Annotated in this window: 24 protein-coding genes; 5 read left to right on the forward strand and 19 right to left on the reverse strand. The window is 43.8% G+C overall.

All coding sequences use genetic code 11. The annotated features are described in order from the left end of the window. Positions 1-28: 28 nt before the first annotated feature. The 10 genes from AC3E6G_RS07770 to AC3E6G_RS07815 all read right to left on the reverse strand — a co-directional run bounded on the left by AC3E6G_RS07770 (position 29) and on the right by AC3E6G_RS07815 (position 7,553). Complete coding sequence (locus AC3E6G_RS07770; protein WP_490700783.1) at positions 29-493, reverse strand: SP_0198 family lipoprotein; 465 nt, start codon at positions 491-493, stop codon at positions 29-31. Positions 494-614: 121 nt separating this feature from the next. Continuing rightward, the gene (locus AC3E6G_RS07775) at positions 615-1,862 is read right to left on the reverse strand and encodes a bifunctional folylpolyglutamate synthase/dihydrofolate synthase (RefSeq protein WP_490700784.1); all 1,248 of its coding nucleotides are present in this window, start codon (positions 1,860-1,862) and stop codon (positions 615-617) included. A gap of 176 nt (positions 1,863-2,038) precedes the next feature. Next, entirely contained in the window at positions 2,039-2,350 is a 312-nt protein-coding gene (locus tag AC3E6G_RS07780) for a DUF1292 domain-containing protein (protein ID WP_006595405.1), read from the reverse strand. Positions 2,351-2,367: 17 nt separating this feature from the next. Continuing rightward, positions 2,368-2,787, reverse strand: a complete 420-nt coding sequence (ruvX, locus tag AC3E6G_RS07785; RefSeq protein WP_023027379.1) for a Holliday junction resolvase RuvX — start codon at positions 2,785-2,787, stop codon at positions 2,368-2,370. After that, a complete protein-coding gene (locus AC3E6G_RS07790) occupies positions 2,787-3,053 on the reverse strand; it encodes an IreB family regulatory phosphoprotein (RefSeq protein WP_006597020.1) in 267 nt (88 codons plus the stop codon). The genes ruvX and AC3E6G_RS07790 overlap by 1 nt, the downstream gene beginning before the upstream one ends. Before the next feature lie 141 nt (positions 3,054-3,194). Beyond that, the gene (locus AC3E6G_RS07795) at positions 3,195-3,746 is read right to left on the reverse strand and encodes an SP0191 family lipoprotein (RefSeq protein WP_490700785.1); all 552 of its coding nucleotides are present in this window, start codon (positions 3,744-3,746) and stop codon (positions 3,195-3,197) included. 11 nt (positions 3,747-3,757) lie between these two features. Further along, positions 3,758-4,351 carry an SP0191 family lipoprotein gene (locus tag AC3E6G_RS07800; protein ID WP_490700786.1) on the reverse strand — a complete coding sequence of 198 codons (594 nt, stop codon included), beginning with the start codon at positions 4,349-4,351 and terminating at the stop codon, positions 3,758-3,760. Positions 4,352-4,535: 184 nt separating this feature from the next. Beyond that, on the reverse strand, positions 4,536-4,934 hold the full coding sequence (spx, locus tag AC3E6G_RS07805; protein WP_006595399.1) for a transcriptional regulator Spx: 399 nt from the start codon (positions 4,932-4,934) through the stop codon (positions 4,536-4,538). 87 nt (positions 4,935-5,021) lie between these two features. Next, entirely contained in the window at positions 5,022-6,164 is a 1,143-nt protein-coding gene (recA, locus tag AC3E6G_RS07810; protein WP_006595398.1) for a recombinase RecA, read from the reverse strand. Positions 6,165-6,284: 120 nt separating this feature from the next. Beyond that, entirely contained in the window at positions 6,285-7,553 is a 1,269-nt protein-coding gene (locus AC3E6G_RS07815; RefSeq protein WP_006595397.1) for a competence/damage-inducible protein A, read from the reverse strand. Between the two features lie 376 nt (positions 7,554-7,929). On the opposite strand from AC3E6G_RS07815, the gene AC3E6G_RS07820 reads away from it, so the two are divergent. Beyond that, a complete protein-coding gene (locus AC3E6G_RS07820) occupies positions 7,930-8,967 on the forward strand; it encodes a S66 family peptidase (RefSeq protein ID WP_490700787.1) in 1,038 nt (345 codons plus the stop codon). A 54-nt stretch (positions 8,968-9,021) separates the two neighbouring features. On the opposite strand, the gene AC3E6G_RS07825 is transcribed toward AC3E6G_RS07820, so the two are convergent. From AC3E6G_RS07825 to mutL, 3 genes are read right to left on the reverse strand one after another with little or no spacing between them, the layout of a single operon-like run. Further along, on the reverse strand, positions 9,022-9,585 hold the full coding sequence (locus AC3E6G_RS07825; RefSeq protein WP_314836924.1) for a DNA-3-methyladenine glycosylase I: 564 nt from the start codon (positions 9,583-9,585) through the stop codon (positions 9,022-9,024). A gap of 9 nt (positions 9,586-9,594) precedes the next feature. Next, positions 9,595-10,188, reverse strand: a complete 594-nt coding sequence (gene ruvA / locus AC3E6G_RS07830; RefSeq protein WP_314369308.1) for a Holliday junction branch migration protein RuvA — start codon at positions 10,186-10,188, stop codon at positions 9,595-9,597. A gap of 20 nt (positions 10,189-10,208) precedes the next feature. After that, positions 10,209-12,158, reverse strand: a complete 1,950-nt coding sequence (mutL, locus tag AC3E6G_RS07835) for a DNA mismatch repair endonuclease MutL (RefSeq protein ID WP_314836925.1) — start codon at positions 12,156-12,158, stop codon at positions 10,209-10,211. A 252-nt stretch (positions 12,159-12,410) separates the two neighbouring features. On the opposite strand from mutL, the gene AC3E6G_RS07840 reads away from it, so the two are divergent. Next, on the forward strand, positions 12,411-12,848 hold the full coding sequence (locus AC3E6G_RS07840) for a LytTR family DNA-binding domain-containing protein (RefSeq protein WP_048691882.1): 438 nt from the start codon (positions 12,411-12,413) through the stop codon (positions 12,846-12,848). Then, entirely contained in the window at positions 12,845-13,303 is a 459-nt protein-coding gene (locus AC3E6G_RS07845; RefSeq protein WP_314836926.1) for a DUF3021 domain-containing protein, read from the forward strand. Before AC3E6G_RS07840 ends, AC3E6G_RS07845 begins: the two co-directional genes overlap by 4 nt. A gap of 345 nt (positions 13,304-13,648) precedes the next feature. Here the strand turns inward: AC3E6G_RS07845 and mutS are convergent, their stop codons facing one another. Continuing rightward, positions 13,649-16,192, reverse strand: a complete 2,544-nt coding sequence (mutS, locus tag AC3E6G_RS07850) for a DNA mismatch repair protein MutS (RefSeq protein ID WP_314836927.1) — start codon at positions 16,190-16,192, stop codon at positions 13,649-13,651. Positions 16,193-16,298: 106 nt separating this feature from the next. Continuing rightward, positions 16,299-16,742, reverse strand: a complete 444-nt coding sequence (gene argR / locus AC3E6G_RS07855; RefSeq protein WP_048789902.1) for an arginine repressor — start codon at positions 16,740-16,742, stop codon at positions 16,299-16,301. Between the two features lie 102 nt (positions 16,743-16,844). On the opposite strand from argR, the gene argS reads away from it, so the two are divergent. Next, positions 16,845-18,533, forward strand: a complete 1,689-nt coding sequence (argS, locus tag AC3E6G_RS07860) for an arginine--tRNA ligase (protein ID WP_006595387.1) — start codon at positions 16,845-16,847, stop codon at positions 18,531-18,533. A gap of 166 nt (positions 18,534-18,699) precedes the next feature. Beyond that, a complete protein-coding gene (locus AC3E6G_RS07865; RefSeq protein WP_006596982.1) occupies positions 18,700-18,945 on the forward strand; it encodes a hypothetical protein in 246 nt (81 codons plus the stop codon). 87 nt (positions 18,946-19,032) lie between these two features. Here the strand turns inward: AC3E6G_RS07865 and nrdI are convergent, their stop codons facing one another. The 4 genes from nrdI to malQ form a co-directional block, all read right to left on the reverse strand. Then, positions 19,033-19,500 carry a class Ib ribonucleoside-diphosphate reductase assembly flavoprotein NrdI gene (gene nrdI, locus AC3E6G_RS07870; RefSeq protein ID WP_123160721.1) on the reverse strand — a complete coding sequence of 156 codons (468 nt, stop codon included), beginning with the start codon at positions 19,498-19,500 and terminating at the stop codon, positions 19,033-19,035. A 55-nt stretch (positions 19,501-19,555) separates the two neighbouring features. Next, on the reverse strand, positions 19,556-20,068 hold the full coding sequence (locus AC3E6G_RS07875) for an ABC transporter permease (protein ID WP_006595384.1): 513 nt from the start codon (positions 20,066-20,068) through the stop codon (positions 19,556-19,558). Positions 20,069-20,241: 173 nt separating this feature from the next. Further along, positions 20,242-22,500, reverse strand: coding sequence for a glycogen/starch/alpha-glucan family phosphorylase (glgP, locus tag AC3E6G_RS07880; protein WP_006595383.1), 2,259 nt, complete (start codon positions 22,498-22,500; stop codon positions 20,242-20,244). 42 nt (positions 22,501-22,542) lie between these two features. Next, the gene (malQ, locus tag AC3E6G_RS07885; RefSeq protein WP_006595382.1) at positions 22,543-24,075 is read right to left on the reverse strand and encodes a 4-alpha-glucanotransferase; all 1,533 of its coding nucleotides are present in this window, start codon (positions 24,073-24,075) and stop codon (positions 22,543-22,545) included. Positions 24,076-24,108 lie beyond the last annotated feature (33 nt).

Here is a 24,108-nt window from a genome sequence, read left to right on the forward strand (position 1 = left end):
TTTCTGTCCCACTCTCACTTCTGCTATTTTATTGCTTGGTCAAAACAATCGTATCATCATCATAGAGCCCTTGGTCAAAGTCTTCCAGAGTCAATTGTTGCCCCTCTAGTCGATAGCGGTAGGCATCATCTCCAATGATAATCGACTGGTTGGCAGCATCTAGTTTCACTGGCTTGATTTCTTGTTCTCCGTCAGGCTCCACAGCTGTCCAAGTTCCTGTATTTCCTGTGACAACTAAGGTAATCTGGTCCGCTTCATCTACCCCTTTGTAGGTTCCATCAATATTACCTTGAGTCACTTGAGTGTTTGTAGTATTTAAACTAGATGAATTTGAGCTTCCATCAGAAGAACTTCCTTGTGTATTTGTTGTCTTTGCTTCGGAATCAGTCACCTGAATATTAGACTGTGAAGAAGATGGTGTTTGCTGATTCGAACACGCTCCAAGTAGGAGGACTGTAGCTGTTGCCAATAAAGCAGTCACTTTCTTTGCCATTGATGGTCTCCTTTCGCGCCTACCTTTTAAGGGACTTCCCCGTTTATTTGTGGCTCACCTTTAGTATACGATAGAGTCTGTTTTTGGTCAATCTTTATGATTGGGCGTTGAATACCATCGCCTATAAAGGGTTCTTTCCTTGCTCCAATAGATAAGCGCGAACTTCCGAAATAAAGTAGAGAGATCCAGTGACAAAGAGCACCTCTTGATCATCTTGTCGGCTATAAAAATCTTGCAAATAATCTCTGAAATCCGCCACATAAGGATAGCCTAAGCCATCCGCCTCTTGGACCACTTCCCCATAAGCAAAGGTCGTCACCGTCAAGTACGCCTCCGGCAATTCTCTTGCAAAAATCTCCAACATCCCTTGGTAATCCTTACGTTTTAAAGCACCAAAGAGAATCTTCACGCGCTTATCTGAAAAGGTATGGGCATATTCGACCAAGCGATTGATGGCATGGGGATTATGAGCGCCATCTAGATAGACGCCCTGGTCAAAATTCTCCAGACGTCCCGGCCAGCTAGTCGCTTGCAAAGCCTCCCGAACACCGTTTTCATCGACCGCCAGACCTCTCTGCTCCATGAAGAGGAGAAAGGCTTCGAGAGCCACCGCAGCATTCTCTTCCTGATAAGCTCCATTGAGCCCAATTTTTAGTGAGTCAAACCGATGCTGCGCATCTTGAAAGACGCCCTTCACCAGTTGGAAATCTTCTCCATAGCGAGCTAGCGAACAGCCTATTGCTTGGGCCTTTTCTATGCAGACTTGCTCAGCCTCTTTAGCCAGTGGACCGATAACAGCCGGCTTCCCAGCTTTAAAGATCCCAGCTTTTTGCGTAGCAATGGACTCTAGGCTTCCTCCCAAGGTTTCCTGGTGATCCAGCCCTACTGAGGTGATCACTGCTACCTCTCCTGTGATGACATTGGTCGTATCAAGGAGGCCTCCGATTCCAACCTCGATCAAGGCCAGATCTACTTTTTGTTCATGGAAATACAAAAAGGCCAATAGGGTGATAATCTCAAAGTAAGAGAGTTGGTCGTGGGTCTCGAGAAGCTGAGACTCCATCGCTTGGATGCTCTGACCCAAGCGAATCAGATCCTGATCCGAAATTGGTTGCCCATTGATACAAATCCGATCATGCATACTAACGATATGTGGAGAAGTAAAGGTCCCTACTTTCAGACCATGCTGTTGGAATAGTTGGCGCATAAACGCAATGGTTGAGCCCTTCCCGTTGGTCCCCGTCACATGGATCATCGGAACAGCTTCATGAGGCTCCCCTAAGAGCTTTACAGCCTGTTGCATCCGCCCTAAACCTGAACGAAAATTGAGTCCAATTCGACTATTCATCCATTCTTCAATTTGATTCATTTCTTTCTCCTAAAAGAAAAGAGCGATCAAGCCTTGTTGCTGGCTCACGCTCTGCTATTTCTTTGGTTTCTTATTTCACTTCCAATATTTTTAAAAGCTGGGCTAAAAACATCCACTGGATATTTCAACTCTTTCTATTTTCTAGGAGTTGAGGTGATACAGTCTCCCAGACTGTATCACTCCTCCATAAAGCTGTTGAAGACTTCTTCAATCATGTTCCATTCATCATCTGAATCTTCTGGGATTGGTTGAAGGTCGCCTTCTGTTCCGTCTTCGTTTTCAGTAAATGAGTAGGCTTGGATTTCTACTTCACCGTTTTCATCTTCTTCTGCATTTGCAGGAATCAAAAGAACATAGTTTTTACCAAATTCTTCTTTTCCATCAATGGTCAAAAGGATTTCAAACAAGGTTTCGTTTCCTTGCTCATCTACCAACGTAATCAATTCGCGTTCGTCATGGTTGTGGTCATGATCATGATTGTGTGCCATCTTATTTCCTCTTTTTTCTAAAATTTTCGATCTAAATAATTTTGCAAAATCAACTGGGCAGCCAATTTATCAATTACTTTTTTACGCTTATTTCGGCTAATATCCGCTTGCTCAATCAGCATCCGCTCTGCGGCAACAGTCGTCAAACGCTCGTCCTGATACTCAACCGGCAAGTTGAATAACTCTTCAAGGCGCTTTCCATAAGCTTGACTCGCTTCCACTCGAGGACCGCTTGTGTTGTTCATGTTTTTCGGCAAACCAACGACAAAACGATCAACCCGGTATTCCTTCACCAGTTCAGAGAGACGGTCAAAACCAAACTCTCCCTTCTCCTCATCAATCTGAATAATCTCCAGACCTTGAGCAGTAAAACCTAATGGATCACTGATGGCTACTCCGACAGTCTTCGAGCCAACGTCTAGTCCCATAATTCTCATTAGAGATCGATCCCTTGCCCTTTCAAGTAGTAACGAACCAATTCTTCAACAATTTCATCTCGTTCGTACTTACGAATTTGGTTGCGAGCGTTGTTATAACGAGGTACATAAGCAGGATCACCACTGAGTACATAACCAACGATTTGATTGATTGGATTGTAGCCCTTCTCATCCAAAGATAAGTAGACATCCTTTAATGTATCACTAATTTCTTTACGGTTTGAATCGTCAAGATTAAAACGTACTGTTTCGTCTGTAAATCCCACAATACCACCCTCTTTCTTTATATTCATACTATTATATCATAATTTCCATACTTTCTCAAACGAAAATTACTGATTTCATGGGCTTTCTTGGACTTTTCATCACTTGTTTCCGAAAGCAATCTTCTACAGTTTTCAATGACTTTATTTTACTTCTTTGAAACCATTTTTTTCCATGTTTTTGATAAAGAGCGTTGGAGAGTAGGTCTTAATCATTTTGCAAATTTCTCCCCAGTCTTCGCTGTTTTTAATGTCATCGAAGTCTACTTTATCAGGGTCAATCTCAATCTCAGAGACCATTGCTTCACCTGTCCAATCTGATGTCACGGTGATTCCATCGTAGTCTCTCAATTCATCAATGCCACCTTCTCCTTCGTAACCTTCGATCAAGGCTTCTTTGGCACCTTCTTTATCATCCTCAGCATCAATCATCTTCTTGATTTCAGCTTTGAATTCATCCGACACATGAGTTGCTAGTTTGATGGAAACTTTCTTGTATTTCTTTCCTTGGTAGGATACGGTTACTGTGATTTCCTGTTTACCTACCACGTCAACTTCATCAGCATCTCTGTCAATCTTAAAGGTCCGAGTGACGACGCTATCTTTCGATAGGGACTTGCCCCCTTTTGATTGAGAATTCCCACAACCTACCAAGATAAGCAATCCAGCAACGACTAGTAATAGAAATTTTTTCATGTTTTTTCTCCTTATTCTTCTTTTGCTCCATTACGGAGTAGATTATTCATATATTCTGTCGGTGTCAGTTTCAACAAATCTTCGATATTGGCTGATTTGAAGTACTCTAACTCGACCGCTTTTTTAGTATCCAACTGGGTGAAATCATAAGTGATGACCGTTTGGTATTCATTTTCATTTGGCAAAGTCAGTTCAATGGTAAATCCTTGGAGAGTCCGCGCCTGTTGAAGTTTTTCATCCTTACCCATCGACTCTACCATCAATCGTTGGGCCTCTTCAAGACCAACTTCCTGAATAGCATTTTTCAATTCATCACTGACAGGAGTGGTATTGGTCATGACCAATTTTTGAAATTGTTCCCCTTGATAAGTGATGGTCTGCTCCTGGCGAATACCACTTTCATCTTTTGGAAGGACAAAGTGTTTAGTGAAAATTTGCTGTTCTTCCGCCTTCTCTAACAGATTTCGATTTTCTTTATTAAACGATTCAATTTTAGCACTGTTGGATTTTTGGACATTGGAAGAATCAGTTTTCCCATGTTTCTTCTGTCCACAAGCTGTCAGCGTCAGGAGCAAGACACCCAAACAAATAAGCTTCTTTTTCATGTTTTCTCCTTTGATAAGCTTCTATAAAGGGATTTCCCCCACAGAAGTATTGTACCATAGAATCCTCCTCAAAAACATTCTTACAAGCATTTTTTCGTGGATTCTTTGGCCGGATACAAAAGAAAAAGTCGAGATCCTGACATCTCGACTCTTCTCAGTAGCTAAACGATTGGCTACTTGTTTCTTATAGGGCTGCTCTTAAGCGAGCCTCCGCATTTTCAACATTTCGTACAGAACGTGGTAAAAAGGCCCGAATATCATCTTCCTTATAACCAACTTGAAGTCGCTTGTTATCCACTAGTATAGGACTTTTCAAGATTCGTGGTGTTTCTAAGATGATATCGATGACTTCATTCATGCTGAGGTCTTCAATATCGACACCTAGATTCTTAGCGTATCGATTTTTTGAAGAAACGATACTTGCAATGCCATTTTCTGTTTTGGTCAAAATATCGAGTAATTCTTCTTTTGTAATTCCTTCTTTACCAAGGTTTTGTTCTTTATAGATCAACTGATGAGCATTTAGCCAAGTTTTGGCTTTTTTACAACTCGTGCAACTTGAAACTGTGTAAATTTTAATCATGTATGCACTCCTTTCGCCACACGATAATAACATTGTAGTATATTATACCATAAAAACCATCAGTCTTTCGACCTATTTTGAAAAAAATTACTCTTCAATCTCAATGGCATCATCAAGATCTAGTGTTACTTCTTCAACAAGTGGGCTTTCAGCTACTTCATCTTGTGCAACTACAGCAGTGTCATCATCGATCAAACCGAAGCGCACGCGCACTTGGTGATCAATCTCATCAAAAATTTCTGGATGGTCTGCCAAGTACTTCTTAGCATTTTCTGAACCTTGGCCAATCTTCTCACCGTTATAAGAATACCAAGCTCCTGCTTTTTGGATCAAATCAAGGTCTGTCGCGATTTTCAGCAATTCGCCTGTACGTGAAATTCCTTCTCCATACATGATTTCAACCATAGCTTCCTTGAATGGTGGAGCTACCTTGTTTTTCACAACCTTGATCTTGGTTTCTTTACCAACGTTGGTATCTTTTTGGTCCCCAGTACCCTTGATTTGAGTATTTCCACGAACATCTAGACGAACCGAAGCGTAGAATTTAAGGGCACGACCACCAGGTGTGGTTTCAGGGTTCCCAAACATAACCCCAACTTTTTCACGCAATTGGTTGATAAAGATAGCAATGGTCTTGGTCTTATTGATCGAAGCTCCAAGCTTACGCATAGCCTGGCTCATCATCCGTGCTTGCAAACCAACGTGGCTATCACCGATATCTCCATCGATTTCTGCGCGTGGGACCAAGGCCGCAACAGAGTCGATAACGACCAAGTCAACGGCACCAGAGTCAATCAATTTACCAGCAATTTCAAGTCCTTGTTCCCCTGAGTCTGGTTGAGACAAGAGGAGTTCATCAATGTTAACACCAAGAGCTGCAGCATAGGATGGGTCCAAGGCATGCTCGGCATCGATAAAGGCGGCAATGCCTCCTTCTTTCTGTGCTTGCGCTACTGCATGGAGGGCAACGGTTGTTTTACCTGATGATTCTGGACCATAGATTTCGATGATCCGACCTTTTGGATAACCACCAGCACCCAAGGCAATATCAAGCGCCAAGGAACCAGAGCTCATAACTTGAACTTTTTGCTCTGCGCGTTCGCCCAGACGCATGATCGATCCTTTACCAAAGTCTTTTTCGATCAACTTTAGGGCATCATTGAGAGCTTTTTCACGCTCGTCTCCAAATTTCTTCGAGATATCATCTAATTTTTTCTGTTTTTTCGCCATTCTTTTCTCCTATGTTTTTGCTATACAGGAAATGCATGCAACTCACTGACGTTTTCCGGTCTTTGAAAGGCACATTTCCTATCCATTTTTAGAATTATTCTTCATTTGGCACGAACTTCATTATACCAAATTTTCACCATTTAATACAGCCAAGCGTACCAAATTAAAGGCATGAAGGACTGCAATTTCGCGGACATCCGCCCGGCTACGTCCAGCGATATTGACTTGGACACTATCCACTCCATTTGGAGTCGCAAGTCCGATAAAGACAGTCCCTGCTGGGTGCCCTTCTAGACTATCTGGCCCCGCAACTCCGGTCAAGCTAACACCATAATCGGATCCTGTTAACTTACGGGCCTGTGAAGCCATGGCTTGAGCTGTAAAGTGAGACACCACTCCATGTTGCTCTAACTCTTGAGCTGGAATAGACAACATCTTGCTTTTTTCTTCCAGACTATAGGTGACAAAACCACCCGCGAAGATGCTGGACGCCCCTGAAAAATCTGCCAAAGTCGCTTGGAAAAGGCCAGCCGTCAGGCTTTCTGCAGCTGTAATGGTCTTACCAGTCCCTTTCAAGAGATCAAAGGCCACCTTGGCCATCGAATTGTCATCCCCATAACCGTAAAACAGTTCATGCAAGGGTTGATGATCCAGGGTGTGGCGTGATAAGATTTCCTTTTCTAAGACATCGAGCTTCGCATCCGCTGAGGCTTGATCCTTCGCCTTTGTAGACAGACGCAAGGTCACTTCTCCTGTCTTGGCATAAGGGGCCACCGTCGGATCACTCTGCTTTTCAATGATATCTGCTAGGATCGTAACCAGCTGGCTTTCCCCAATCCCAAAGAAGCGCAAGACTCTTGAAAAGAGCTGCTCCCCTGTTGTCAAATGAGGCACCAATTGTTCATTGACCATGGGTTTTAACTCACTTGGTGGACCAGGTAGAACGACATAGGTCACACCATCGACTTCAATCAAACCTCCAACCGCGAGACCTGTACGGTTTTGAAGGGGGATTGAACCGGCAATCAATTGTGCTTGTCGCTCATTATTGGGCGTCCGTACATAATCAGGGCGACTGGCAAAGAAGGTGTCGAGTTTGGCAAGCGCTGTTGGATCAAAAACCAGTTCTTTCCCTAAAAACTTAGCAAGGGTTTGCTTGGTCAAATCATCCTCTGTTGGCCCAAGTCCACCACATAAAATCACCAAATCACTGCGTTTTGAAGCTGTCTCAATGGTCGAGAAGAGACGACCTTCATTATCTCCTACCGCCACATGATAATAGACATCAATCCCTAAACTAGCCAATTTTTCAGACAAGAACTGAGCATTGGTGTTGACAATTTGTCCTGTTAGAATTTCTGTTCCAACTGCAATAATTTCCGCCTTCATGGTGCCTCCTACTTATACTATTCGTAATTTTCATTTCATTTTAACACAATTTCCTAAATTATTTAAAAAACAGATTGAAGATAAAGTCCATTTTGGACAACTTTCTTCAATCTTTTTCTTTTAGAGTATAAAGTAAAAAATTCTTAGAAACACTATTACATCAACATTCCCAAGAGTTTTAACTATGTGGTAATCAACTTCTAAAGGGCTATTTTCTATTGTTGATAGAGTTTATCTATATTCTGAAGCAACCATATCGAGCGGTTGCTTTTTTACTTCTTTCTTGATCTAAAAGCCTTCTTCTGGCTCTAATTCTTGTTGTTTCCCCTCATTTTTTGTGATACAATAGCATCAATTTTTTCTAGGAGGATGAGATGTGGTTTCTACTATTGGTATTATAAGTTTATCTAGTGGGATTATCGGAGAGGACTTTGTAAAGCACGAGGTGGACTTGGGGGTCCAACGACTCAAATACCTCGGACTCAATCCTATCTTTTTACCTCATTCACTAAAAGGCTTAGACTTTATCAAAGAACATCCCGAAGCTCGTGCGGAGGATTTGATTCAGGCATTTTCTGATGATAGTATCGACATGATCCTATGCGCCATCGGTGGAAACGATACTTATCGCTTGCTACCTTATCTTTTTGAAAATGACCAACTACAAAAGGTTATCAAGCAAAAGATTTTTCTTGGCTTCTCGGATACGACCATGAACCATCTCATGTTGCATAAACTAGGAATCAAGACTTTTTATGGGCAATCCTTTTTAGCAGACATTTGTGAATTAGACAAAGAAATGTTGCCATATAGCTGCCACTACTTTAAAGAATTAATTGAGACTGGTAGAATCTCAGAAATCCGCCCTAGTAACATTTGGTATGAGGAACGGACTGATTATAGTCCCGAGGCTCTGGGAACAGCTCGTGTCAGCCACGCAAATACAGGTTTTGACTTGTTACAAGGCAATGCTCAGTTTGAGGGAGAAATCCTCGGTGGTTGTCTTGAGTCTCTCTATGATATTTTTGACAACTCTCTACACGCAGATAGCACAGACCTCTGCCAAAAATACAAACTTTTCCCTGACTTATCCGACTGGGAAGGAAAGATTCTATTGCTAGAAACAAGTGAAGAAAAGCCTAATCCTGAAGACTTCAAAAAGATGTTGCGGACTTTAAAGGACACTGGTATATTCGAGGTCATCAGTGGACTCTTGGTCGGAAAACCTATGGATGAAACCTTCTATGACGACTATAAGGAGGCTTTAATGGACACCATTGATAGCAATATCCCGATTGTCTATAATCTGAATGTCGGACACGCAACTCCAAGAACAATTGTTCCCTTTGGAGTCCACGCGTATGTAGATGCAACGGAGCAAGTCATTCGCTTTGACTATAACAAAGAAAGCTGAGATGAATTTCTCAGCTTTTTCTATATTCTCAAATACTTTCGCTATCTGTACTCACTACTTGCCACTTTTCCATTCACAATCATTCTCATGGTCATCAACCAGGCCTGCTGCTTGTAGGTAGGATAAAACTGCGACTGGTCCGGTGAACTTAAAACCACGTTTTTTGAGGTCCTTGGATAATTTCTCAGATAAAGGCGTCTTAGCTGGTGCTTGACTGTAGTCCGAGACATCATTGACGATGGTTTTCCCATCTACAAAAGACCAAAGATAGGTGTCAAAAGAACCATACTCCTTCTGAACTTGTAGAAATGCTTGAGCATTGGTGCGCGTCGCAAATATCTTGGCACGATTGCGGATAATTGCTGGATTATTCATCAGATCTTCCAGTTCCTCATCAGTCATGTCTGCAACAGCTTGAATTTGGTAACCATGAAAAGCTTCACGGAAAGCCTGCCGCTTATTGAGTACCGTTTCCCAAGATAATCCAGCCTGATAGGTCTCCATACAGAGCAACTCAAAAAGTGCTTGGTCTTCATGGAGAGGCTGTCCCCATTCCTCATCATGGTAGGCTACATAAAGCGGGTTGTTCATTTTAACCCAGCCACAACGTTTTGACATAGATTTCTCCTATTTCACCAACATCTTAAGGGCAGACTTGATATAGTTTTCTGCTGTATCCGTCGTGCCTTCGAAGAATTTCTTGATTTTCTTGAGTTCCGTTGCCTTGTAGCCCAAGGCTAACATGGCTTCCATAGCTTCTTCCAAGGCTTGGTTTTCTTCTGTTACTTTGGCTTTGGACTGAGCCGGTACATCTTCTAGATCAAGATTGATCTTACCTTCCAAGTCCAGCACCATCTGTTGGGCTGTTTTCTTGCCGATCTTCGGAAACTTGGTCAAGTAAGTGATGTTCTTGCTTTCGATAGCTTGGACAAGGCCTGCATTGTCATCTGCAGCAATGATAGCCAGAGCTGAAACAGGTCCAATCCCAGAGACTGAGATCAAGTTTAAAAAGAGCTTTTTCTCTTCTTCGGTCGCAAAACCATAAAGAAGGTGGGCGTCTTCCCGAACCACTTGGTGCAGGTAGACCTGCACCTCTTGATTCATTTTGCCAGAGTAGGCATAGGGATTGGCCACATGCAAGAGATAGCCGATTCCAGCTGTCTCCACCACGATGTATTTGGCGGTGATTTTCGTTAAAATTCCTTTAATGTATTCGTACATAATCTTCCTTTATTGTTTGATTAATATTTGCCCAATTCCCGTAAACTGGTGTGATTCTCCTGAATGCGTCGGAACATCTTTTCCATATCCGACTTGGTGAAGTTGACCAAGACGGGACGGCCATGAGGGCAGTTATAAGGGTTGTCACATTGGGACAGTTGGTAGATGAGATCGCGTGCAGAGTAATCGTCCAGTGTATGGTTGGCCTTGATGGAGCGTTTGCAAGACATCATGATGGCCAACTCAGCCCGGTATTTCTTGATGGACACTTCCTTAGTCAAAAGGAGCATGTCACACATCTCATAGATGCCCGACTCGATCTCTTCTTCCTTCATCCAGATCGGATGCTCCCGTAAGATCAACTGGTTAGCTCCATACTCTTCTAAATAGACGCCCACTTCCTCTAGGAGGTGTTTGCGCTGTTGCAGGCGGATCAGATCGTCTGCAGGGAACTCAAAGATATAAGGCACCAGCAGCTGTTGCTGACTGCCGTCTACGTTCCCGATGCTCTCCCGGTATTCTTCGTATTTGACCCGCTCTTGGGCCGCATGCTGGTCAATGATATAAAGGCCCCCATTGCCTTGGGCAAAGAGATAGGTTCCATGCATCTGACCGAAATATTCCAACTCTGGGAAGGTCGAATGTTCTTCTCCTTCCAACTTGTCATAAGCCTTGTCTAGACTAGCTAGATCCAACTCTGGGTGGTCAAGTTGATCATACTGAGGCACCTTTCGCTCCGCGAATTTGATGGCTGGTGATTTAGCCTCCTGATTTCCCTCTTCTGGGGCAAAGAGAACCGTTTGCTCTGGGGTCAATTCACCACTTGGTTGGGATTCTGCAACCTCTGGACGGACAAAGAAGTCTCCCTTGTCTCGGTCGTAATAGAGGCTATTTTCTTTTAGAGGGAGGCTGGTCTGGACTGGCTTTTCTGTTCGACGAAGCGTTGACTTGGCTAGATTTTCCAAAGCATCTGGAATCAGATCCTGCTCTTTCAAAGCGGAGACAATGGCCTGGGAGATCAAGGCCATTAGTTCTCGTTCTTTAGAAATACGCACCTCTTGCTTGGTCGGGTGGACATTGACATCGGCTAGATAGGGGTCAATCTGGATATTAATCACTGCTATCGGGAAGCGTCCGACCATAAGTTTACTGCCGTAGCCATCCAAGATGGCCCGATTGAGCAAGAAATTCTTGATGTAACGACCGTTGATAAAGAGACTAATGTAATTGCGATTGGCCCGGGTCAATTCTGGCAAAGAGACGAAGCCCGACACTTCAAAGTCCAAATCACCTGTCTCGATGGCAACCATTTTCTTAGCGGTAGAGAGCCCGTAGACTCCTGCGATGGCTTGACGGAGATTCCCCGTTCCTGCCGTCCGTGTCATTTCATGGCCGTCATTGATCAAGGTAAAGGCAATCTCTGGATGGGCCAGACTCAGGCGGTTGAGAATGTCGACGATATGGGACAACTCTGCCTGTTGGCTCTTCATATATTTGAGGCGGGCTGGTGTATTGAAAAAGAGGTCCTCAACTGTGATTTTAGTCCCCACAGGGCTAGTCGCCGGCTCAAGAGAAGTGATTTCGCCCCCTTTAGCCTCTAGCTTGGTCCCATGACTAGCTCCTTCCTGAGCTGTCAGGATGGTCATGACACTGACAGAGGCAATAGACGGCAAGGCCTCGCCACGGAAGCCTAGTGTCCGAATGCGAAAGAGGTCGGCTTGACTCTTGATCTTACTAGTCGCATGGCGACGAAGAGCTAATTCCACTTCCTCATGGGCAATCCCTTGTCCATTATCCGTGATTTGAATGCTCTTTAAGCCAGCTTCTTCGATCTCTACGACAATCTGACTAGCTCCCGCATCGATGGAGTTTTCAACCAGTTCCTTGACCACACTAGCAGGGCGCTCAATGACCTCACCGGCAGCAATCTGATTGGCTAGAATTTCTGGTAATTCGATAATCTGTGACATAGCTTCCCCTCTTATGTTTTATACGCGCATAGGTAGAACTATTATACCATATCTACAAGGAAGCCCTCCCTTTATAAAACCTTGTGCTCCAGCTCCATTAAAGATACCGTCTTCTACCAGATAAACAGACAAACTGACCGAATATGCGAAAAGCCTTGTCTTGATGCCTGAAAAAGTGTTTAATAGACTTGTAAGCAAGAAGTCCTGCTAGCGGATCGCTTACTTGACGTCAATATGTTAGAAGGGATTTGTATGAAAGTAACAGTTACCATTGACCCCCATTTTCAAGAAGAAGGAGTAGCCATCACAGCGCCACAACCTAGCGAACGCATCCAGAAGGTCCAACAATTCATAGAGGAATTGGACCAGAAGGAACGCTTGCGAGCGAAAAAGGAGGGTGAAACCTATCTTGTAGAGACTCACTTGTTTCATCGGTTCTATATTGAAAACCGGCAAGTGGTGGGGGAAACAAAGGATAATCAATTCATCCTCACAGGTCCACTCTACCAACTCTCTGAAGACTTGCCCATCTACTTTTTAAAAATTTCCCAATCTGAAATTATCAATACCAAAGAAATCGATCACCTGCATTTTACCGGTAGCGGATCGGTTCAAATCTATCTCAAAAACGGAAGGATGACTTACTCCTCTCGTCGTTATTTAAAAGCTATTAAGGAGAAACTCTCATGATGAAAAACCATTTTACCAACGCTTTGAAAGGGATCTTGATCGGTCTCATCCTCTCTATCCTCTTTTCTTTTTTAAACTCCCCTTCCACTTATACGCCTCTCAGTCCTAGCTCAGCTGTCGGCCAGTGGATGCAAGCCCACGAAGTTCATGGATCCCTTGTTATGCTCTATTGTACCCTTATCTGGGCCGGTATCGGACTCCTCTTCAGCTTGGGGAATGTCCTTTTCAACAAAGATTGGAGCTTGCTTCGCGCGACCGTCAGCCACTACCTCTTGATGCTCTTTGGTTTCCTACCTTTAGCAACCTTGGGCGGCTGGTTCCCAATGCAAATCAGTTTTTATCTCTCTGTCATTTTTGAGTTTAGCTTCGTCTATCTCATTGTCTGGGCTGTCTCTTACTACCTCAATAAAAAGAAAGTGGATGACATCAACCGTCAGTTGCAAGGGAAAGCCTGAGGAATTCAAAAAAATGACTTTTATTTTTTAGTCATTCAAGAAGATGAAAAACTTTCCGCTGTGAGAAAAGTGCCTGAAACAACTGTGTTTCAGGCACTCGGAATCATTGAGACCTTAGGCTCAATACGAATTGAACACAGGCTTCGGATTGTGTCAAAAAGATAAGTCCTCCTAGAATCTAAAGATTCTGCGTCGAACTTCCTATTTTGACTTTATCCGAGAACGCCCTTTGTATCTTAATTAGTCATGGAACTTCTACGAAGTTCGCTGACGTCCGTACTCACCTAAGGAAAGTTTTTAAAATTACTTTGTCTTCAATCTGAAACAGTTCGAATGAACTGTTTTTTAAATTCTCTTTTTCATATCGGCAACTGCCATCATGACTTCCATCGGGGTCATGTTGTAGATATCGAGATTGTTTAATTCTTCTAGTACTGGGTGAGTGGTGTCTGCAACAAACAGAGATAACTGTTCTCCAAGCTCTGGAGAGGATTGCTGTGTTGGAGTCGCCATCGACACTTCGTGGCTTTGGCCTTCTAATTGACTCAAGATAGTATCTGCCCGCTTCAAGAGATCGCTTGGCAGGCCTGCAATCTTGGCCACATGGATCCCATAGGATTTATCCGCTGGTCCCTCTTCGATCCGGTGCAAGAAGGTCACTTGGCCATCCTTCTCCAAGGTAGCGACATGGACATTGCGCAAGCGAGATAGGGTCTGCTCCAAGTCGGTCAACTCATGGTAGTGGGTGGCAAAGAGCGTTTTGGCCCCTGTCCGGTCATGGATGTATTCGATGATGGCTTGAGCCAGAGCCATCCCATCATAGGTCGCCGTCCCCCGTCCCAACTCATCAAACAAGATAAGAGAAGCCGGAGTCGCTTGGCGAATGGCATTGTTGGCCTCCATCATCTCAACCATAAAGGTCGATTGGCCGGACACCAAGTCATCTGCAGCCCCAATCCGGGTATAAATAGCATCAAAGAGAGGGAGGGTCGCCGCCTGAGCCGGTACAAAGGAGCCAAGCTGAGCCATAATGACAATGATGGCCAACTGGCGCATATAGGTGGACTTCCCGCTCATATTGGGCCCCGTAATCAACTGGATATCACAGGTCTCATCCATGGAAATGCTGTTGGGGATGTAGCTTTGAACCCCCATCACCTTCTCAACAACTGGGTGACGCCCCTTCTCAATCCGGATATCACGCGCCTCTTGAAAGACTGGCCGGGTCAGTTGTTGTCTTTCAGCTACACAGGCCAACCCTTGCAAGACGTCCACCGTTGCTAGAGCTTGGGCTAGGGACTGCAGGCGCTGGATGTACTTGCCGACTTCCTCTCTGATCCGTAGGAAAATCGCATACTCTAGGCTAGTCGACTGTTCCCGAGCTTCTAGCATCTCCCCTTCAATCCGAGCCAGTTCCTCTGTCCCAAAGCGCTCAGAATTTTTCAAGGTTGCCTTGCGGAAGAAATGAGCTGGTACACGGGATAATTGGGAATTGGTCACATGGAAATAATAGCCATCTTTTTTATTGTAGTCAATTTTAAGTCCGGTGATGCCACTGGCTTCCCGTTCTTTGGCTTCGATCTCTGCAATCCAGCCGGTCCCTTCCCGGAGGACGACACGGTACTGATCCAGAGTTGGGTCAAAGCCGGTACGGATGATATTGCCTTCTGTCAGAACGATAGGGGCATCCGGGTCAATCGCTGCCTCGATAAGACGGCAAAGCTCTGGCAGCTCATCTAACTGGGCGACGAGGAGGTCTAGCACCGACTCTCCCATCTCGACCAAGAGCGATTTGATCAAGGGTACATGGCGCAGGGTTTCGCCCAACTGCAAGAGGTCCTTGGGAGTGGTCTTACCAAAGGAAACCCGACTGGCCAAACGCTCGATGTCATAGACACCCTTGAGACGATCTGCCAGATCACTTCGCTCAAAGAAATGATCCAAGAAGACTTGGATAATCTCTTGGCGTTCTTCGATCCGATGGCGATCCATCAAAGGCTTCTGGATCCAAGCCCGCAAGAGACGGCCTCCCATAGCTGTCTTGCTTTCATCTAAGAGCCAGTAGAGACTGCCATGTTTTTTGCCAGTCCGAGCATTTTCTGTCAAGTCCAAACTCGCCTTGGTCGCATAATCCATCTGCAAGAAATCACGGACTTCATAGTGATGGGCAGGCTTGATATGGTGGAGTTCCCGCTTCTGGGTTTCCTGGACATATTGGAGCAGGCCTCCTGCCGCTATTCTCTCCAAATGAGTCAATTCAGCCCCTAAAAGTTGGACATCCTCCGCCACTTCTGAAATAGGGGAGAGCAAGAGGTTCATTTGGCCAAGAAGGACTCTTTCTTCCATTTCTGACAAGGAGTAGGTCAGGACAATCTCCCGCGCCCGTAGGTTGCGGATCTCCCCACAGACCATGGCAAAATCATTCAGACTAGTGACCTGAAACTCCCCGGTCACTAGGTCCATATAGGCAAGGCCATAGTCCGTCTCATCATGAGAAAAGGCTACCAGGAAGTTGTTGGCGCTGTCTGGCTTGGTCGAATCGACAACGGTCCCCGGAGTAATGACTTGGACCACTTCCCGTTTGACCACACCGACGGCTTGCTTGGGATCTTCCATCTGCTCTGCAATAGCCACCTTATAGCCTTTTTCGATCAAGACATCGATGTACTGCTGGGCCGAATGATAGGGAACTCCAGCCATGGGAATCGGATTTTCTGCATTTTTATTCCGAGAGGTCAAAGAAATCTCTAAAATCTGTGCTGCATTGACGGCATCTTCATAAAAGAGCTCGTAAAAATCCCCCATCCGAAAGAGCAAAAAAGCATCCGGATAGTCTTTTTTGATATCTAGGTATTGCTGCATGCCAGGTGATATTTTTTCTGCTGCCATATCGTTCCTTTTCTATATCATTGTATTCATTCTGAGTGCTTACTCCAACTCTAAACTGACATAAAAGGAGGGCCGATCCCTTTCTGGACTGGTCCCTCGCCCTTGACTAGTGACTAGAATGTTGGAGAATGGTCTGCTGGACTGTTTGTGCTACTTCTTGATCCTTGCAAACAATTAAGAGGGTATTGGCCCCTGCGACGGTGCCAAGGATTTGATCATCCAAGATCTCATCGACTGCGTTGGCTAAAATAGCCGCTTCTCCCAGCTCCGTCCGAACAACCAGTGTGAACTCCGCTCTCGAGACCACTTGTGCATATTGAGCAATCAGTCTAAAAATATCTGTTCGATTCGGTTCGTCTGCTAATTTATAATAGAGGCCACCCTTTTCTTTTACCTTGATCAGGCCGATTTCTCGTAGGTCTCTGGATAAGGTTGTCTGGGTCACTCCCGCCCCTCTTTGATCTAGGCGGTCTTGAATGTCTTTTTGCGTCGATAACTTCTCATGTTGAATAATTTCTCGAATCAAAAGCTGACGTTCATCTTTTTTCATTTTTGCTCCACTTTTGAATAATTATACTTTGATTATACCAAAAAGTTTGAAGAAAGGCCGAATTTTGTGATAGAATAGTAACAAAAGACCAAAGGAGCTACTATGAATCATAAAGAACTTATTGCAAGTGAATTGGCAAAAGTCATTGAAGGCTTAGACCAAGAAACTATCTTAAATTTACTAGAGCAACCAAAATCTTCAGACCTCGGAGATATCGCCTTTCCTGCCTTTTCTTTGGCTAAAATCGAACGCAAAGCTCCTCAAGCGATTGCTGCTGATATTGCGGAAAAAATCGATGCCTCTCACTTTGAAAAAGTCGTTGCAACTGGTCCTTACGTAAACTTCTTCTTAGATAAATCACAAATCTCTGATCAAGTCATCAAAGCGGTTATCCAAGCAGGTGCAGACTACGGTCAGCAAGATGAAGGACATGGAGGAAATATTACCATCGACCTTTCTAGTCCAAATATTGCAAAACCTTTCTCAGTTGGTCATTTGCGCTCAACCGTTATCGGAGATGCTCTTTCAAATATCTTCCGCAAAATGGGCTACAACACCATTAAAATCAACCACTTGGGAGACTGGGGTAAACAATTTGGTCTCTTGATGGTCGCTTATAAAAAATGGGGTAGCAAGGAAGCTGTCGAAGCCAATCCAATCGATGAATTGTTGAAACTCTATGTCCGCATCAATGCCGAAATTGAAAACGATCCTGCTTTGGATGAGGAAGGACGTCTCTGGTTCAAGAAATTGGAAGATGGAGATCCAGAAGCAACTGAATTGTGGCAATGGTTCCGTGACGAGAGCTTGGTAGAATTCAACCGTATCTACAAACTCCTCGGTGTTGAATTTGACAGCTTAAACGGAGAAGCTTTCTACAATGACAAGATGGATGAAGCTGTCCAAATCCTTGAAGAAAAAGGCTTATTGAAAGAGTCTAAGGGAGCTAGCATCGTTGAGTTGGATGATGTCAACCTTCCACCAGCTATGATTAAGAAATCAGACGGTGCCACTCTTTACATCACGCGTGATATCGCAACCGCTATCTACCGTGCACGGACTTACAACTTTGTGAAAAACATCTATGCTGTCGGTCAAGAACAATCCAACCACTTCCGTCAGTTGAAAGCTGTTTTGAAGAAAATGGGATTTGACTGGAGCGACGATATGATCCACGTTGACTTTGGTTTGGTCACAAAGAATCGCCAAAAATTGTCAACTCGTAAAGGAAATATCATCCTGCTCGAACCAACCCTTCAAGAAGCGATCTCTCGTGCCAAAGCGCAGATCGAAGAAAAGAACCCTGAACTTGAAAACAAGGAAGAAGTGGCACATGCAGTCGGTGTTGGTGCCGTTAAGTTCTACGACTTGAAGACAGACCGTCGCAACGGGTATGACTTTGACCTTGAAGCCATGGTATCCTTCGAAGGAGAAACTGGACCGTACGTTCAATACGCATACGCACGTATCCAATCCATCCTTCGCAAAGCCAACTTCACACCATCTGCAGATGCAACATACAGCTTGAGCGATCCTGAAAGCTGGGAAATCATCAAACTTCTCCAAGACTTTGCTCGTGTCGTGAAACGTGCTGCTGAAAACTATGATCCATCCTTGATTGCAAAATATGCCATCAACTTGGCTCAAGCCTTCAACAAGTACTATGCTCACACTCGTATCTTGGATGAAAGCCCAGAACGCGATAGCCGCCTTGCTCTTAGCTACTCAACAGCAGTAGTCTTGAAAGAAGCGCTTCGTCTATTGGGTGTCGAAGCACCTGAGAAAATGTAATATCTTCCTTACTTTTTGATAGGAAACCATCTCTTTTAGGAGTGAGAGGAATCGCTAAATAAATCTTATTTAGTTCCATCTCACTCCTTTTCTTATGTTAAACACACCTATATTTTTAGGGATTATCGCTTCCCTTTATCCATTATCTTACCCTCTGGAGAACCCCATGAATCAAACTGTTTATATTCTTATTTTAGTTAGTCTGCTTATTCTCTTTTTAATCAATAAATACGAGAGAGAAAAACTGCAAAAGATTTTACAAGAGCAACTCTTAAAAGATGAAGCCTTCAAAGCAAGCATCAAGGAACAAATCCAAACGACGGAAAACATCAACGATGTCATCCACGCCATCAATAAGGACTATCGCCTCGGCCTCTTGCTCTCAAAAGAAATCACAGATCAATTAAAATAAGCCCTAAAAGAGGAGTCATACAAAATATGACCCCTCTCTCTTCAACCGCAACAAATAAGAACCAAGCATAGGCTTGGTTCTTTTGTTTTAAAGACGATACAAATCTTCTACAATGGCCGCTACTTTTTTGATATCCCCTAGCATTCCTCTCATCTCAAAGTCTGCTAGCATAGGGAAACCAAAGCGTTGGCTGTACTGCTTGGCCGTTAGGCAATATTGATTGTTGAAGTTGCGATTTCCTGATCCTACAACTCCCAAGCATTTAGTGGCATTGTCTCCATAGGCGATAAAGTCTGCTACATCGGTCGTTAAAATTTCCACATCTCCATTATCAACACCATTTCCTCCTTCTAGGTAGGTCGGCAAAAAGGCGATAAAAGGTGTATCAACTTCAAAGAAGGGCTTCCCTTCTTTGACTAGGTCTTTGACATGGATTTTTTCAATGACCAAGTCAGGGTACTGCTCCCATAGATAATCACTGAGACGACGAACAAAACTTTCAGTATTGCCACTTAAACTGATATAGACAAAACATACTTTCATTTTCTTCTCCAATCAGACCAGCTCCTCTTCTTTGTTCCAGACTTGAGGAGTTTTTTAATGCTATGATCTAAGCTTGAAGGTCGCTAGCTGGTCTATTTTTCAATTTGTAGAGGAGGATTCCCAAGTAAACAAGGGCTACAACCACACTCAAGACAAGTGCATATAAGCTAGAAGCCTGCAACAAGGTCCGCAATTTGTCTGACGTGATCACAGACATAGAAGAACGATAAGACAAGAAATTATGCAAGCTCATTAAGACAAAGGCACCAATCTGTCCCATATAGGCATAGGTCGCCTTAACAATATCCTTTTTAGACAGGAAGAAATAGGCAACTGCAATCAAGCCCCCAATCAAAAGAGATAGCAACAACCAAGCAATCGGTCCGCGTAAGGCTACGATTAATTTCTCAAGGAAGGCTTTGTATTCTTCCCGTTCAAGAGCAGTGGTTAAGTTCAAAGAAGCTGCCATTTCATCTGTGAGCTCCACTTTAGCCAATCCAAAGAAGGACTGAGCAGTTAATAGAGTTCCCATCGCTGATAGAGCTAGCAAGACATACATATAAATTGGATTTTTCTTCATTGTATTTCCTCGTTTCTAATATCCATAGTATTTATTATAACGTGAACCTTAGGGAAGCGCAAGTTTAGATTTTCCCAGCGATCCTGTTCTAAAAAAGCTCCCTCTAAATCAGGATATGATTCAAAAGGAGCTCTTCTTTCTAAGTATATTGCTTCTAGAATGTCGAAAACAAATTAGTTCAAGTGCCAGATATCTTCGTTGTACTGAGCGATGGTACGGTCAGATGAGAAGAATCCTGCTTTGGCAATGTTGACGATGACTTTATCCAACCATGCGTCACGGTCTTCGTAGTCAGCCAACATTTGCTCTTTGACTTTGATGTAGTCTTCCAAGTCAAGAAGGGTCATGAACCAGTCTTTGTTGATCAACTCATTGTGAAGACGAGACAAACGTTCTTGGTTACCAACTGCAAGAACAGCGTCGCTGATGATAAAGTCAACCAATGGTTTGATCGCTTCACGAGCGTAGAATTCGCTTGATTTGTATGCTGATTTTGCGTAAAGGTCGATAACAGTTTCTGAATCTTCACCGAAGATATAGATGTTTTCGTCTCCAACCAACTCAGCGATTTCCACGTTAGCTCCGTCCATAGTACCAAGCGTCAAAGCGCCGTTCAACATGAATTTCATGTTACCAGTACCTGAAGCTTCTTTAGAAGCCAATGAGATTTGTTCTGAGATATCACATGCTGGGATCAAGAAGCTTGCTGCAGTCACGTTGTAGTTTTCAACCATCACTACTTGCAAGTGTGGAGCTACTGCTGGGTCGTTTGCAATGACTTCTGACAAGCAAAGGATCAAGTGGATGATATCTTGAGCGATGGTGTAGGCAGGAGCTGCTTTACCACCAAAGAAGACTGTGATTGGACGAGCAGGGATATTACCAGCCTTGATGTCCAAGTATTTGTGGATGACATACAAAGCGTTCATTTGTTGACGTTTGTACTCGTGAAGACGTTTGATTTGGATATCAAAGATAGAATTTGGATTGATTTCCACACCTTGGTGATCTTTCAAGTGACGAGCCAATTTACGTTTGTTGTGGGCTTTGATGTTTTCCAATTTTTCTTTGACAGCAGCTTTATCTTCGTATGAGAGAAGGTCTTCCAACTTAGAAGCATCATGGTGCCAGTCACGTCCAAGGATCTCATCCAAGTAGTGAGACAAGCTTGGGTTGGCATGCATAAGCCAACGACGGAAGGTAATTCCGTTTGTTTTGTTGTTGAATTTTTCTGGGTAAAGGTCGTAGAAGGCCTTCAACTCTGAGTTCTTCAAGATTTCAGTGTGAAGAGCTGCAACCCCGTTTACACTGTATCCATAGTGGATATCCATGTGGGCCATGTGGACACGATCGTGTTCATCAATGATTTGAACAGCTGGATCTTTGTGTTCAGCACGAACACGACGGTCCAATTCTTCAATGATTGGTACCAAGTGAGGAACCACTTCTTGCAAGAATTCAAGTGGCCATTTTTCAAGGGCTTCTGCAAGGATTGTGTGGTTAGTGTAAGCGGTCATGCTACGAACGATAGAGATAGCTTCATCCATTTCGATACCGCGTTCAGTCAAGAGACGGATCAACTCAGGAATGACCATAGATGGGTGAGTATCATTGATTTGTACAACTGCGTAGTCAGCAAGGTCATGCAAGTTGCTTCCTTTTTCGATCGCTTCGTCGAGGATCAATTGTGCACCGTTTGAAACCATGAAGTATTGTTGGAAAATACGGAGCAATTCCCCTTGACGGTTACTATCATCTGGGTAAAGGAAAAGAGTCAAGTTGCGAGCGATATCTGTCTTGTCAAAGTTGATACCATCTTCAATGATGGATGAATCAACTGAATCCAAGTCAAACAAGCGCAAGCGGTTCTTGGTTTCGATCTTGTAACCAGGTACATCGATATCATAAAGCGTAGAAGTCAATGTAAAGTGTGCAAATGGCACTTGGTAGCTACGGCTTGAACGAACGAGCCAGCTTTGGTCAGTCAACCACGCATTTGGAATCGTTTCTTGTTGGTTGTTTTTAAGAACTTGTTGGAACAAACCAAAGTGGTAGTTCAAACCAACCCCATCCCCTGTCAAACCAAGGCTTGAGATAGAGTCGATAAAGCAGGCTGCCAAGCGTCCCAAACCACCGTTACCAAGTGATGGTTCCAATTCCACTTCTTCAACTTCGATCAAGTCTTTGCCAGCATCAGCCAATTCTTTTTTGACATCATCGTACAGACCCAAGTTGATCAAGTTGTTTGACAAGAGTTTACCAATCAAGAACTCAGCTGAGATATAGTAAACTTTTTTCTTACCAGTATTTAATTTCTTTTGGGCACTTGCTTGCTTGGTGTAATTAAGCAAAGCAATGTACAATTCTTCGTTTGAACATTCTGCAATTGTTTTTTGATAATGATCAATCACATATTTTTGTAATGATTCCATGGTTAAGTGTCTCCTTGTGTTTTGATTAAATAGGGGGAAAGATTATTTTTCTGCTTTTTTCGCTTCTTCTTTCACCAAGTCAGTATTTTCACGACGATAGATGGTTGTGAAATCAAGCAATTCTTGCTCGACAGCAGGAGTCAATTGATCCGCTGTCATCCGCCATGCCCAGTTGCCACCAAGGGTAGATGGGAAGTTCATACGAGCTGAGCCATCCAACTCTAACAAATCTTGCATGGTAGCGATGGCCATAAAGCTGACTGAAGCAAAGACGGTACGAAGCATCGCATGTGGAACAGATTCGTATTCTTTACGGTTGGTGTAACGAGCAAGGTACTCACGAGTTGGATCGTCAATTTCATTGCGATACCACCCAAGAACAGTGTTATTATCGTGTGTTCCTGTATACATAACTGAGTTGTTTGGTGCCAAGTGAGGGCTGTCGATACTTTCATCGTCAGGATTGAAGGCAAATTGAAGGATCTTCATGCCTGGGAAGCCTGTGCGCTCACGAAGCTCAATGACTTCGTCAGTCATGAAGCCAAGGTCTTCTGCGATGATGTTCAAATCACCAAGTTCTTCTTTCACTGCGGCAAAGAGTTTGTAGCCAGGACCTTTAACCCATTTACCTGGTGCTGCTGTATCAGAACCAGCTGGGATTTCCCAGTAAGACTCGAAGCCACGGAAGTGGTCAATCCGCACGATGTCGTAGATCTTGAAGCTCTCACGCAAGCGTTCAATCCACCATTTGTAACCATCTTTGTCCATTGCTTCCCAGTCATAGATTGGGTTGCCCCAAAGCTGACCAGTTGCTGAGAACTCATCTGGTGGGCATCCTGCGATGCAGGTTGCTTTTCCATTTTCATCTGTTTTAAAGAGATGAGGATTTGCCCACATATCGCTTGAATCTTCCGCTACGTAGATTGGCATATCACCTACGATCTCAATATGGTTGTCGTTAGCGTATGCTTTCAATTTCAACCATTGTTTGAAGAAGAAATACTGTGTTACTCGATGGTAAGTCAATTTGTCTTCCAATTGAGCGCGATATGAAGTAAGGGCTTCTGGTTGGCGTGCACGAATCGCAGCGTCTGGCCATTCTGTCCATGCTTTTAATTCAAAGTGCTCTTTAATAGCCATGTATTCAGCAAATAATTCCAACCAAGCTGCATTTTCTTCAGCAAAACGGCTGAAGTCATCCCAATCACCGTTTTCAATAAAAGCTTTAACCGCTTTTTCTAGAAGAGGACGACGTTGTTCGAAGATCTTCGCATAGTCTACTTCTGTTGGGTCTTGACCAAAATCAACACCTTCGACATCGGATGCATCCAAGAGCCCTTGATCGATCAAGAGATCGAAGTCAATAAAGTGGGTGTTGCCTGCAAAAGCCGAGAAGGATTGATAAGGAGAATCTCCATAACTGGTTGTTCCGAGAGGCAAAATTTGCCAATACCGTTGCTTAGTCCGAACAAGGAAATCGACAAAATCGTAAGCTGCTTGACCAAACGAACCGATTCCATACTTCCCAGGCAAGGATGAAATGTGCATCAAGACACCACTTTGGCGTTTTTTCATTGAGGGTACCACCTTTAGTTTAATATTTTTTGT

The organism is Streptococcus sp. SCPM-O-B-23252 (M501), from assembly GCF_058200355.1.